Here is a 13,412-nt window from a genome sequence, read left to right on the forward strand (position 1 = left end):
GATATAAAGAGTCCGTGAAGTAATGATAAAATACATGGCTGTTTAATATCGTGTCTGGCTAATCAAGTTTAAGACAAAGAGCTTCGTCTATATAATCCCCCCTTTTCAAGCAGGGCTGTTTCATTCTCCAGGGAAAATAAGTTTAGCACACAGTATTGTAGGGCGGGGGAACCCCGCCCCTACGACTAACCTAAATTCAAACGAAAAAATAAGACTTCCAGATTTTTCTATAAAGAATCAAACAGCCCTACCCTTTTCAAGAAAGACTTTTAGATTATCGAGCTTTTTGAGGCTTGGGGGAACCGATAAGAATTGCCTAATTACCCAATCCGTGGATAATACGGTGTTTTGCAAATAAAGAATTTATGAACAATCTGTAAAAATACTATGAAATCAGGTATTCAAACCACTGAATTTGGTACTCAGCCATTAGAATGGGGACAGCTACGAACTTATACTGAAACTCTATAGTCAAACTTTATGTAATCCCCCAGTCATATATGACTGGGGGATTATTTTTTGTTAATGGTTAATACCCAATGCCCAATTCTAATTCCATCCTAATAGACGTAGCCAGGGGACAATTAAGTAATGGCTGACTGCTAGATAAAAGCTGAGTAAGATTCCTATAGAACTGAAAAAGATAACTTTTAGTGTGAGTTCAGTACCAATAGATACAATTTGAGCGCTAAGTATATCGGCAGGGATTAGATTAAGACTGATTAATAAAGCGAAAGTGATGGCGGTTCCCAATGCGGTAATTACTGAGTGAACAATGTGATGGCTGCGAAGTCCGATGCCCAGTGTCAGAAAAGAAACTGCGATGAGTATTAGCCCAATTAACGCTTCTGCGATGTTTTTTGGCGCGATCGCTTGCAATACTACCCAGCCTAGTACGTAACCAATAACACTAGTAAGTGATGCAATAAAGTAGCGCCGTTTTTGACCGAAAACCCCTGTAGTTGTTAATCCCCAAGCGGTTCCTAATCCTGCGATCGCAAATAGGATTATCCCCGCACCAGAGGTATTTGCTGTGTTGGGTAATACTCCTGGCAATTGGTTGGAGACGAATCCTGATAGTTGATTTCCCCAATTGGTTTGACTTGCTAATAAAAATCCAATGATGGTTCCCATAGAAGCACCAAAAGCCGTTAGCAACATTGCCCAAATTGTACTCAGACAGGCAAAAACGATGCTAATAAATGTCCTTGCGGTGAAAATTATGGTGTTAGAGGTTGCTTGGGTTAGTGCGATCGCAGATTGTTGCAACACTTCCTGAGATTGTCGGAAAAAGCTAATGATGGGGTTCGGTTGAGTTTGACTGACTTGTTGAGTAATTTTGCTAATGGTTTGTTGGACATTCTGCTGAACTTGGGAAAATACCGATATTGCTGCCGAAGCTTGGGAAATTTGCCCTAGTCGTTTTTGAATATTTGTTGCCGATGCTGGACGCGATCGCGAATCGGATTTTACCATTTCATCAAGCAAATCCCCTAGTTTGGGTTTAATCTTGACCAAATGTCTCCACCGCAATTCCCCCGTCATCGAGTCTTCCAAATCAGCCGGATTTTTCCCCGTCACTAACTCAATCATAGTTCGACCCAAAGCATAAAAATCAGCTTGTGGTCCCACATTTCCCCCCAATAGCTGTTCGGGAGGACTATAACCCGATGAAAACAGCCTAGTTGAACGATTTGGAAAGCGTAGCATTGATGTACTTACCTGCTTAACTCCACCAAAATCGATCAAAACTAACTGGTCTCCCCTGGGCACACCTCGCGAAAACGCCGCAGCCCGCAGCATAATATTAGAAGGCTTGATATCGCGGTGAATTATTTGACGCTGGTGCAAATGATTGAGAATGTCGATCGCTTGTATCAGCCAATTTAACACCAAAGACTGTGGACATCCCTGGGGATAATGCTTTTGAATCTCCTCCAGTGTCAACCCGTTGATTTTCTCCATTACCAAACAAGGTAAATTTTGGACTCTGGGATAGGATAATTCAACCTGAAAATGCCCACAAATATCAATCTGTGGTACACCTGGATGTTCTAGGTGACACAAGATTTCAGCTTCTTGGATAAATAATTCCAGTGCTTTCGAGGAATCTTCTATAAGTACTTTTAGCACCTTTTCAGTTTCCGTAATCACATCCCAAACCGTATAAATTTGGGCAAATCCACCAGAACCCAAGGGTTGTAGCGGAACATAACGGTCTAATAGCAGTAGGGAAGTACCACAGCTATTGCAAAATTTATTACCCCAAGGTTGCGGATGAGGACGCGGACACTCAGGGTTTATACAGTGAATTGCACTTTTGTTAACCTGGGACACAACCGTTCTCTGACACTGGCTTTAGTTGATTGTACTAAAGACAGGGTAACGCGAACTGTCAATGATTAACTATTGATTTAGCTGGTATGGGTATATTGTTAACAAATTTGTTTTTCAAAGTAGGCATCAACCGACTAAAAGCAAAACCAATATCCCTACCAGTTACAAATATTTCAAAGTATTTATTTATACCCAAAGAGCAAGGCTCAGGAAATTGGGTTTCTCCCCCATGCGTAATCTTTAATCGTTGAGATAACCCAGAAACCCCGGCAGTTGCAACAACGAGGGGTAGACGCGTTCGCCTTTGGCGTTGCCGCAGGCTAGCGGCTTCTGTAAGTACCCTCGCAAAGCACTGCCTCAATTTCTCCCTAAACGCGAGAACCTGAATAATTCTTCGTTGCATCAAGCATTCGGTGATGGGAGAAACCAGGTTTCTTATTGGTGTTGAATCGAAGATAGTCGTACTGAGTTAAAGAGAAACCCGGTTTCTTGAACCTTGCTTGGGATGGTTTGCCACTACTTTCTGAGATTCTCTTTGAGGATTACATGATTTGGATGTAATTGATACAACAGAAAGCTAGGTTGACATGTATCCTTTTTAGCTTAGAATTTTATCGGTGTATCTTTTCAGTCTGGGGTGAACATGGAACGTACTATATCCGCATTGGGAGTAATAGCTTTTATTGCCATATCCTATGCTCTTTCGGTTAATCGTCAAGCAATAAAATGGCGTACGATCGCATGGGGATTGGGATTGGAGTTTGGGTTTGCGATTCTGATTCTGAAAACTCCTTGGGGTTTAAAGGTGTTTAAATCATTGGGAGATGTGGTGACAAATTTTTTGTCATACTCGGATGTTGGGGCAAAATTTGTATTTGGAGACAGTTTCCAAGACCATTTTTTTGCGTTTAAAATTCTGCCGACAATTATCTTTTTCTCAGCCTTCATTAGTATCATGTATCACTACGGCATTTTACAGTGGGTGGTACAAGGGTTTGCATGGGTGATGATGAAGACGATGAAAACATCCGGTGCTGAGTCCCTTTCTACAGCCGGAAATATATTTTTGGGTCCCACTGAGTCGCCGTTAATAGTTAAGCCTTATATCGCAACTATGACACAATCGGAATTGTTTGCGGTGATGACTGGTGGATTTGCGACGGTTGCGGGTGGAGTTCTCGGTGCATACTTATCATTTGGCGTACCAGGAGAACACTTAGTAGCAGCATTTTTTATGACTGCTCCGACAGCATTGGTAGTATCAAAACTGCTGTACCCAGAAACAGAAATCCCGGATACTGGGGGAAATGTGAAAATGGATGTTAAAAGCACCTATGTAAATGCCATCGATGCGGCAACTACGGGTGCTATTGATGGGGTAAAGTTAGCGGTAAATGTCGGTGTGATGATTATTGCATTTCTGGGATTGCTGGCTGTTGTGAATGCAATCTTGGGGGGGGTTGGTGTACGTGTGGGTTTACCGCAATTATCCTTAGAGTGGATGTTATCTTTTATAATGGCTCCCATCGCATTTTTGATGGGTGTTCCCTGGCAAGATTGTATGCAAGTGGGAGCATTGTTAGGTAAAAAGACGATTCTAAATGAGTTTCTTGCTTATAAGGATTTACAAGAGTTAATTATTCAAAAGAAAATTTCTGAGCGGGCAATTATTATTTCTACATATGCATTGTGTAACTTTGCAAATATCGGTTCCATTGGAATTACCATTGGTGGAATTGCGGGGATGGCTCCAAAACGGCAGCATGACTTGGCGAGAATGGGGGTAAAATCAATGATTGGTGGGTTGTTGGCTGGTTTCATCACTGCCGCGATCGCAGGTATGTTGATTTGATTTTGTTGAGAGTTTGAAGTTTGCGATCGCACCACTAGGTTGATATAGTGCGATCGCAATCTCTCGTAGGTTGGGTGGAGGCTTTGCGTAACCCAACATATAATATGAGAAAAACAGAAATTATTTAAACAACAAAATACCTAACTCAACACATAAAATTAACTCTTCAAATATTAAATAAAATGTTGGGTTGCGGTGCAAATATAGATTTATCAATTCGGTACAAATATTTCTCTCCACCCAACCTACAATAAAATCGACTGAGTGCGATATACCTTTGGCATTAAGCTACGCTTATCGCAATCCCTATTAAATCCAGAAATGTTGCGAAACTTAAACAGTCGTTAACTTAGATTAAAAGTAGGTTGTCAATTTGGGTATTGATGCTAAATTATGAATTAGGACACTAAATTAAGGCACAACCAAAATTTAGGGCGTAGATATGAGTGTCCCCGGTCAAAGCCCAAGCAAATATCAGCATAATCAATTGAGTGGCAATGCTCCAATAACTGGATAGCTAGCCAAATCCCGAAGCGGAAAAACAAGGAAATGCTGAGTTTGTTCGTCATGTAAACCCTTAGTTTTAACCTGTCCGATTAGTAAAAGATAAAAGCAGTTTGATCGAGTTTAAGTTGAAATAGCCTAGTCACCTTTGACTAGGCTATTGTTGTTTAGATAGTGTTATTTAAATAGACTTGCCACGTAATGATTGGTATTTCATCTTTAATTTAACTCACTGTCATATATACCTGCACGATGCATATGTGTCTGACTTTCCACATTTAATCCTCGAACTTCCACATCTTTATCGAGTTTGCGATATCTTTCAATCACCTTAGATACGGCAGTCACAGCAGCATAATCCCAAATATGGGCAAAGCTAAAGTCAATAATTACCTTCTCTGGGTCTTCATTGTAGTTGAAGACATCACCAAAATGTGCAGTTGAAGCAAAGAATAATTGTCCCGATACCGTATATACTTTGGAACCAGATTCATCGAAGGATTTTGCAACTTTGATTTTTGCAGCTTTCCAGCCAAAAATTAAAGCACTGACAATCACACCAACCAAAACACCTTTTGCTAAGTCATGGGTTAACAAAGTAATTCCCATTGTTAAAGGCATAATTGTAGCTTCCCCTGGGGACATTTTCCGAATTTGCTGCAATGATTTCCAATCGAAAGTTTCAAATGCCACCATAATCATGACACCAATTAAAGCTGCCATTGGAACTTGTAAAACAATGTTTTTTAATGCAAAAATTAGAACTAATAAAAAAGCTCCAGAAATGAAAGTTGATAATCTCCCCCTTCCACCAGAGCGAATATTAATAATTGATTGTCCAACCATTCCACAACCTGCCATTCCCCCAAAAAATCCGGTGATAATATTTGCTATTCCTTGTCCACGAACTTCTTGGTTTTTAGAACTTTTCGTTTCTGTCAATTCGTCGAGTAAATCTGCTGTTAATAATGACTCTAAAAGTCCGACTATTGATAGTGTGAAAGCATAGGGTAAGATAATCGATAAAGTTTCGAGGGAAAAACTGACTTGTGGCAGATGAATTGATGGTAATTGACTGGTTATATTCCCAATATCCCCAACTTTACGGACGTTTGCATGGGTTGATATAGAAATTATCGTCATCACGACTATAGCCACTAATGGAGAGGGGATTGCTTTTGTAAAACGTGGCAGTAAATACACAATTCCCAAAGTTCCAGCTACCATTAAATACATTGGTAACGATTCACCTGCAAATTGTTGAATTTGAGCAATAAAAATGAGAATACCCAGGGCATTTACAAATCCAGAAACAACAGATTGAGGAACAAATGTAAAAAATCTCCCCAATTGGAAAATACCCATTAAAAATTGAATTATTCCCGTTAAAATAGTTGCTGCAAATAGATATTCAATCCCGTACTTAGTTACCAATGTAGTCATTAACAAAGACATTGAACCAGTTGCAGCTGAAATCATCGCTGGTCGTCCACCAAATATAGAAATACTAATAGCTATACAGAAAGAAGTGTATAGAGCAACCATTGGTGGAACTTGTGCGATCGCAGCAAATGCGAGTGATTCTGGAATCAATGCGAAAGCAACTGTAATGCCCGATAAAATTTCAGTTTTAATAGTATTTAAACTTAAATTATTTATTGCTGAAAATTTCAACTTCCTGACTAACTTAATATTCATCCTTTGAGCTTGTTCTTTAAAAGAAAGCACTAAACAATTCCCTGTATAACTTAAATAGATAGCAGTTAATCCCTATTTGCCTAAATTCTCAGCAATGTTAGCACTGCTACTTCATATCCTTCAAGGAATAACTTGTTTTGAGTGGGGAATTTCATCTCTAGTTTATATTGTGCTTGGAAAATATAAGTTTTTTGTAAACCCAAAATAATAAATCAAATAAATATTACTAGTATAAAACCTATTAATGTTGTGAGTTTTATAAGTATAATTACTGATATTCTTATTGTCAACGCTACCCGTGCCAAAATTCTGACTCCTAAAATTCTTTTTATTACCTTCTATTTTTATTACCTTCTAGTTGAGGATACATTCACATAATGATACCGTCATGGTTGTGTGTGAGAAGCAAAGGTGACAATCAGATGAACCATAGACGTAGATGTATAGATAAGATTCAAACGATAAATAGCAGCAAAAAAACCGTGTCTCGGTTATCACTTGTTGCTGTGACAGTGATTTCCAACTTAGTGACACCATTACTTGCTCCATTTACCAGCATTGCCACACCACCACGCAACCCTGATAAAAGCGTGAATTGTGATATTTTAGTGGCAGGTGGAGGACTTTCTGGTGCTGCAACAGCTTATGAAGGATTACTTGCAGGAAGAACCGTTTGTTTAACAGAAATCACCGATTGGTTAGGAGGACAAATCTCCGCACAAGGGACATCCGCATTAGATGAACGTCCTACCCAACGCGCAAAACAATTTTACTCCCGTGGCTATCTCGAATTACGCGATCGCATTGAAAAACGTTACAAAGGTAATCTAAATCCCGGTGATTGTTGGGTTAGCGATTCCTGCTTTTTACCCAAAGATGGACATGAAATCTTGCGGGATATCCTCAAAGATGCGGAAAAACGCGGCAGAGGCAAATTAGAATGGTTCCCCAACACAGTAGTTAAAGACTTACAAAAAAGCGCTGACGGCAAAATAATTGATAGCGCGATCGCAATTCAACACCAACCCGCAAAAGGGACTCCACCTATCAATAGTTTACCCCTATCCCAAACCATTGAAGATGCATTCAGCTATGAAAATTCCCCACGCTTCAACAAAACCATTATTCGCTTCATCCCCAAACAAACCAAAATTGTCAACGCACCCAAATGGTATGTTGTTGATGCGACTGAAACTGGAGAACTGATTGCCCTGGCAGATGTCCCCTACCGTTTGGGAATCGATCCAATTTCCCACCTAGAACCGTCATCATCTAGCCAAACCAACGACCAATACTGTACCCAAGGTTTTACATATACCTTTGGAATGGAGGCAACCAAAGACCCGCAAAAACAGACCATGCCTCCATATTACATGAATTATTCCCCCTATTTCAGCTACGAACTCAAACGACTCGCAGATTTCGATTTAGTTTTTACCTATCGTCGCATTTGGAGTCCCAAAAAAGGACAACCCAAAACCTTTGGTGGTGTCAAATTTACCACACCCACACCTGGGGATATTTCCATGCAAAACTGGACTTGGGGTAACGACTACCGACCAGGTACAGCAGGTGATAACTTAGTTTATACCCAACAACAATTGCGATCGCTTGGACAACTTAACCCAGGTGGTTGGAAAGGTGGATTGCGAAACGAATCCCTCAGTAAAGCCGAAGAGAAAGCCTATTCCTATTATTACTGGTTAGTCGCGGGAACTACTGACTCACAACTTGGTGACGGAGTCAAAACACCCCGATCCAACAACCGCTTTCTAGCTGGATTTAATGCACCAATGGGAACCGCACATGGGTTATCAAAATATCCCTACATGCGGGAAGGTAGACGCATTATTGGTCGTCCTAGCTGGGGACAACCAGGAGGCTTTACGATTTCAGAAGTGGATATTTCCCGACGCAACTACAACGACGAATATTATCGCAACAACTTACCTGCCGACATGTACCGCAGGTTACGAGCGACACTTTCAGGATTGGAAGCAGCATCCGTAATTTCCGGCAAAATCGACCCCAACAAAGCCATGCGTCGTACCCGCTCCACCATCTTCCCCGACGCAATTGGTATTGGACATTACGCAATCGATTTTCATCCCTGCATGGAAAAAAGTCCCCCAGAAGCACCAGGAAACCGCGAACGTCCCGGAGAAAGACGGGGTGCTGGACAAGCATATCCCTTCCAAATTGCCCTGCGAGCCATGATTCCCCAAAAAATCGACAATTTGATAGTCGGGGGCAAAAGCATCGGCACCAGCCACATTGCAGCCGCCGCATATCGAGTACACTCATTTGAATGGTCAGCAGGTGCAGCAGCAGGAACCGTTGCCGCATTTAGTTTAAAACATGCGATCGCACCTTATCAGCTAGTCGATGAGTTACCCAAAATCGAACCGAAATTAATCGCTCTCAAGCAACTTTTGGAAAAAAATGGCAATCCCACTGCTTTCCCAGATACATCAATATTTAACCAAAATTGGGAAGATTGGAAATAAATTGTCCCGAATTATTGTAGGGGTGGGGTCTCCCCACCCTTGCGAAGGATACGATTGATAGATAAATGTATAGTTAGGATATTTTATTTTCTGCAAATTCCTGCTGTATTTAAGAATTATTGGTTATACTGCGAACAGCTTAAAGTTGGACTTATTAATTAATATAGAACCCCTCTCCATAGAGCGTTCGCTTTTAGCGTTCCCGTTAGGGTAGCGCTACCTTTGGAAGTCACTCCGTGCCTACCCGAAGGGTACCTCTCCCCTTACTAAGGGGAGAGGCTTAAGATTGTCATTTTGAGGTAAAGATAAAAGTTCAGTTTTTAACCGTTTTTAGTATAGTGAGTCTCTAATACCCAATCCCCAATGCCCTATTCTCAATCCCATGAACTAAACTAGTAAATTGTAGTGTAGTTCTGTAAATGTCAACTGGTTAAATTAGTATTATGGTTACAAGACTTTCAGCAGCAGCTTACGGAATGGGTGCAGCACCGACTGTAACTCCTGAACGGTCTAGTCAAACGACCCGCAAGACTTATCCCAACTACAAAGTTATCGTTCTCAATGATGACTTTAATACATTTCAGCACGTGACCGAATGTCTGATAACATATATACCAAACATGAACCCCGATCGCGCTTGGGAACTCACCAACCAAGTACATTTTGAAGGGTTAGCAACTGTTTGGGTAGGTCCGCAAGAAATGGCTGAACTTTACCACCAGCAATTGCGTCGTGCTGGTTTAACAATGGCACCACTCGAAGCCGCATAATAAAAAAATGGAAAAACCCTCCCCCGGCAGACTAGTTTGGAATCATTCCACCCACATTTCCGGTCTGATCCCGATTTTACAACGCCTGTGTAAAGAAGATGGCATTCAAACCATTACTCCTGCTGTCATCGGACGTGCCAAAGGTCATTGTCCTAGTCTGCAACTTCGTGTCTCAGTGCCGATTCGGGGAGGTTTCAAAATCATCGCCCGTCACGGGAAAACAGTACAAGAAGTATTTATCATTACACCCTTGGATCAAGAAACCTTAGAAGCTGCGATCGCAATATGTCAAAGGCATTAAGCAAAGCTTCTCGCAGTTAAAAGGTAACACCCAATGCCCCAAATAACTATTCTTCAATTTCATGCACTGCCAACTTGTGTAGAGGCAAACAAAGGATGCAAGAAAAGGTTAAAAAATATGACAAAGCCGTAGTGACTTTCAATGTTGCGATGGCATTTTCCCAATCGGAAATAATCAGCTTTTGAACACCGAAAGCTATGCAATAAACTAGCCAGTAAGAAAAGCTCATTCTAAACAAAATACGCTCAGTTTCTTCAGCTTCATCCTCACTTGGCTTCCAATTCCACAATAGCCCTAACCCGGCAAGACATGCGATTGAAGATATCGCGACAAAAACATCGTGACAAAATACGTTTGTCCAACACATTTTTATACACTCCAACATTTTCTCATTGCATCTCAGTCTATAGGAATAGACTTTCAAACTCCAAAATATAGTTACAAACTGACATAGATTTATGATATTTTGTAAACAAACACAAAGAAAAATAAAGTAATTTATAGTCAAGTATTTAAAATAAAAATTAATACTAGTTTTGGTATTTATTTTGGTATTTATTAAAGTAATTTAGCTATTTTTCTTGAGACAATTTTCTTCCCGATAAACCCATGACAGACGTACCACAACCAGGACAAAACGCACCAGCATTTTCTGCCCCCAACCAAAATGGAGAGATGATAAACCTGGAGGATTTTCAGGGTAAGTGGTTGATTTTATACTTTTATCCCAAAGATGATACCCCAGGTTGCACAACTGAAGCGAAAGACTTTAGTGCTTTTGTAGAGGATTTCCATCAATTAGGGGCGCAAATATTAGGTGTTAGCACGGACTCACAGCAAAAACACTGCAAATTTATTGACAAGTATAATTTGACAATTCCATTGCTGAGTGACCCAGAACATCAAGTTGCCGATGGTTATGGAGTGTGGAAGCTGAAAAAATTTATGGGCAAAGAATATATGGGTATAGAACGCACCACATTCTTAATTTCGCCCGATCGAAAAATAGCTTATACCTGGTCAAAAGTCAAAGTTAAAGAACATGCTGAAGCTGTTCTCAAACAGTTACAAGTTGTACTTTCTGAGACTTAGATAAGAGTTCAAGAAGAAACAGCTCGCAAATGTGGTTGCTGGGATATATACTCATCACAACCAATAACGCGATCGCGTCCTGATGCTTTTGCCTCTAATAAGTATTCGTCAGCACGATGCAATAAACTCATCCCTTTGGCATCATCATCATTACGCAAACAAGCTGTTCCCAAACTAATGGTAACTTTGATTGACAGAGTGTTGTTGATGACAAATGGTTCATCACCGATGATACGGTTCAAGCGTTTCGCTACCAAAGAGGCTTCTTCACAAGTCGTATTACCTAAAATAATCACAAATTCCTCTCCACCATAGCGGAAGGGAGTATCTTGAAAGCGCAAATTGTGACGCAAGCGGGCACATAACAGCTGCAATAGTCGATCACCTACCAAATGTCCGTAAGTGTCGTTAACTTTTTTAAAATAATCTACGTCCAGAATTATTAAACTCAAGGGTGTTTTTTGAGTTCTTGCTTGATGGATTAGCTTGGGCAAATCCCACTCCAAAGCCCGACGATTATTTAATTCTGTCAGTGCATCGGATAATGCGATCGCGCTAAGTAAATCGTTTGTGCGAATCAGATCGCGATATTTTTGTGCTTTTCGCAAACCTACCGTCAATTGAGCCAGCAGCAAGTTCTCTTGAGCTGTGGATTCTGCCGACGAATCGAAGGATGCATTTTCTGGAAGCCACCACATATAAGCATCAGCACCTTGACATAAGGCTGCGGAAACCATCTCGGATTCCCAGGAATAATCGCGATTGCTGCGTTCTGTCAGTACATGAGTACGGTCTTCGAGGAGGATGCAATGGATCCACGATAGCTTTGTCTGTTCTTTTAGCCAAGAGCATAATCCCATGCTTCCATCCAAGCTAGCTTGCACTAGGATGACATCGGGTGGCGCATTTTGAATGCGAGACACCACTTGATCCAAATTGGCGATAACTTCGACACTGAAAGCGCTTCGATCGCGACTCCGATCCGGAAGTGTTGCGAAAAAGCGATCGCTTCCAAAGACCAGAATGGATATGTTCATTACTTTGCTTTCTGCCCTGTTTCGTTTCTACTTAATAGGAATTAACACTGTCAAATATATTAATACTAGCTACAAATACTGAATACTAATGTATTTTTACCGAGGGGTCTTACCATACACCTTAAGTTATTCCTACCAGTTCCGCAAGTCATTTTCATGTTCAATCACCTCTTTTTAACTGAATTTTACTGTAATTGTTGGGGTTAATTCTTATGCTAACTACTGTCGGCTTTTACTTACTTTTTTTAAACAGTGAAAATACTGAATAATCTTACAAAGTATAAACGTATTACTGTAATTTCCTAGTAATACTGAATCTTACGTGACATTTATAGCTGTAGCTCGATTTGGGGACGAAATCTTGACATGGTTACAATCCTGCTACATCCTCAAAACTAACATTCCATAAATGTTTATATTGGTTTAATGAGAATCGAAAGAGTCGATAATTTAGAGATTCCGATGCCAATCATAGGTTATGTACCCTAGGTTGCAGCGATTTGTTTTGTTTGCTTGCCTTACTTGACATAACAGCGATTTGTTATGCATTTTTTGGTCAACGCAAATTAGACAATAATTTCCAACAACCGTAAGTAAGACTACATAAAAATAAATAGAAAAAGGAGATGTTACGTAATCATACAGAAACAACAATTATTTTTTATACAGCAAAAGAAAAACATGAAGAAACAAGAGAGATTGTGCTTCTTAAAATAGGATTTAGATTGGGGTAACTAACTTTCCATCAAATTTTTTTGACTCGCGTTTTTCTGGTTCTTCTCGTAGGCATCGCACATCCTCCCTCAGTCTCAACTTCTGCTCCGAAATTAGGATGTGGGGTAAGTGCGTAACCGATAAACAATACAGCCGGAATTTTGATAAAAAAGGCTATCTTGACTAAGAAATTGGCTTCGATTTGTTACAACCTTAATCAAGTAGTATCGAAGTGTTAAAAATATATCGCCTCAAAGTGCGATCGTCAATCACTAGTTGTTACTGATAACCTTCAATACTGTAACCAGCAGCAACAATTGCCTGTTTAATCGACTCTTCCGAGGCAGACGACTCAACAGTAACAGTTTTTGCACCCACATCAATATTTACCTTTGCTTTTTCTTCCACAACCCGAATCGATTCAGAAATGGTTTCAGGGCAATGGTTGCAAGAAATTCCGGAACATTTAATTTAAGTGCCATCAAACCAACCTCAGCGAGTGCGATAATGATTAATCAATCTTAGAGTAATCCAAGAAATAAATGATCCAACTGTTGATCCTGAGTCGCTATGTAATAGACAGAGATGCTTCATTGCGCT

General features: G+C 40.3%; 11 protein-coding genes and 1 pseudogene. 5 read left to right on the forward strand and 7 right to left on the reverse strand.

The window, feature by feature from the left end:
- Positions 1 to 549 precede the first annotated feature (549 nt).
- The gene (locus tag CK510_RS15795; protein ID WP_095722612.1) at positions 550 to 2,337 is read right to left on the reverse strand and encodes a serine/threonine protein kinase; all 1,788 of its coding nucleotides are present in this window, start codon (positions 2,335 to 2,337) and stop codon (positions 550 to 552) included.
- A gap of 58 nt (positions 2,338 to 2,395) precedes the next feature.
- Positions 2,396 to 2,740: a hypothetical protein gene (locus CK510_RS15800; RefSeq protein ID WP_095722613.1), complete on the reverse strand. Its 345-nt coding sequence runs from the start codon at positions 2,738 to 2,740 to the stop codon at positions 2,396 to 2,398.
- Between the two features lie 240 nt (positions 2,741 to 2,980).
- Between CK510_RS15800 and CK510_RS15805 the strand changes: the two genes are divergently transcribed.
- Positions 2,981 to 4,189 carry a NupC/NupG family nucleoside CNT transporter gene (locus CK510_RS15805; protein ID WP_095722614.1) on the forward strand — a complete coding sequence of 403 codons (1,209 nt, stop codon included), beginning with the start codon at positions 2,981 to 2,983 and terminating at the stop codon, positions 4,187 to 4,189.
- Here the strand turns inward: CK510_RS15805 and CK510_RS31805 are convergent.
- Both CK510_RS31805 and CK510_RS15810 read right to left on the reverse strand, forming a co-directional pair.
- A complete protein-coding gene (locus CK510_RS31805) occupies positions 4,127 to 4,288 on the reverse strand; it encodes a hypothetical protein (RefSeq protein WP_158224910.1) in 162 nt (53 codons plus the stop codon). The genes CK510_RS15805 and CK510_RS31805 overlap by 63 nt on opposite strands.
- A gap of 624 nt (positions 4,289 to 4,912) precedes the next feature.
- Positions 4,913 to 6,421 (reverse strand): SulP family inorganic anion transporter, encoded by a 1,509-nt coding sequence (locus tag CK510_RS15810; protein ID WP_444876501.1) that lies wholly within the window; start codon positions 6,419 to 6,421, stop codon positions 4,913 to 4,915.
- 392 nt (positions 6,422 to 6,813) lie between these two features.
- On the opposite strand from CK510_RS15810, the gene CK510_RS15815 reads away from it, so the two are divergent.
- The 3 genes from CK510_RS15815 to CK510_RS15825 all read left to right on the forward strand — a co-directional run bounded on the left by CK510_RS15815 (position 6,814) and on the right by CK510_RS15825 (position 9,969).
- Positions 6,814 to 8,898 carry an FAD-dependent oxidoreductase gene (locus tag CK510_RS15815; protein WP_095722615.1) on the forward strand — a complete coding sequence of 695 codons (2,085 nt, stop codon included), beginning with the start codon at positions 6,814 to 6,816 and terminating at the stop codon, positions 8,896 to 8,898.
- 443 nt (positions 8,899 to 9,341) lie between these two features.
- Positions 9,342 to 9,668: an ATP-dependent Clp protease adapter ClpS gene (gene clpS / locus CK510_RS15820; protein WP_095722616.1), complete on the forward strand. Its 327-nt coding sequence runs from the start codon at positions 9,342 to 9,344 to the stop codon at positions 9,666 to 9,668.
- A gap of 7 nt (positions 9,669 to 9,675) precedes the next feature.
- Positions 9,676 to 9,969 carry a DUF2103 domain-containing protein gene (locus CK510_RS15825; RefSeq protein ID WP_095722617.1) on the forward strand — a complete coding sequence of 98 codons (294 nt, stop codon included), beginning with the start codon at positions 9,676 to 9,678 and terminating at the stop codon, positions 9,967 to 9,969.
- A gap of 46 nt (positions 9,970 to 10,015) precedes the next feature.
- On the opposite strand, the gene CK510_RS15830 is transcribed toward CK510_RS15825, so the two are convergent.
- Positions 10,016 to 10,336 (reverse strand): hypothetical protein, encoded by a 321-nt coding sequence (locus CK510_RS15830; protein ID WP_095722621.1) that lies wholly within the window; start codon positions 10,334 to 10,336, stop codon positions 10,016 to 10,018.
- Positions 10,337 to 10,578: 242 nt separating this feature from the next.
- On the opposite strand from CK510_RS15830, the gene bcp reads away from it, so the two are divergent.
- The gene (gene bcp, locus CK510_RS15835; protein ID WP_095722618.1) at positions 10,579 to 11,061 is read left to right on the forward strand and encodes a thioredoxin-dependent thiol peroxidase; all 483 of its coding nucleotides are present in this window, start codon (positions 10,579 to 10,581) and stop codon (positions 11,059 to 11,061) included.
- An 8-nt stretch (positions 11,062 to 11,069) separates the two neighbouring features.
- Here bcp and CK510_RS15840 read toward each other — a convergent pair whose 3' ends face one another.
- Both CK510_RS15840 and CK510_RS15845 read right to left on the reverse strand, forming a co-directional pair.
- Positions 11,070 to 12,098, reverse strand: a complete 1,029-nt coding sequence (locus CK510_RS15840) for a GGDEF domain-containing response regulator (RefSeq protein ID WP_095722619.1) — start codon at positions 12,096 to 12,098, stop codon at positions 11,070 to 11,072.
- A 993-nt stretch (positions 12,099 to 13,091) separates the two neighbouring features.
- A pseudogene (locus CK510_RS15845) lies at positions 13,092 to 13,294 on the reverse strand (heavy-metal-associated domain-containing protein).
- Positions 13,295 to 13,412: the final 118 nt, after the last annotated feature.

Source organism: Brunnivagina elsteri CCALA 953 (assembly GCF_002289455.1).
Taxonomy (GTDB): Bacteria; Cyanobacteriota; Cyanobacteriia; order Cyanobacteriales; family Nostocaceae; genus Brunnivagina; species Brunnivagina elsteri.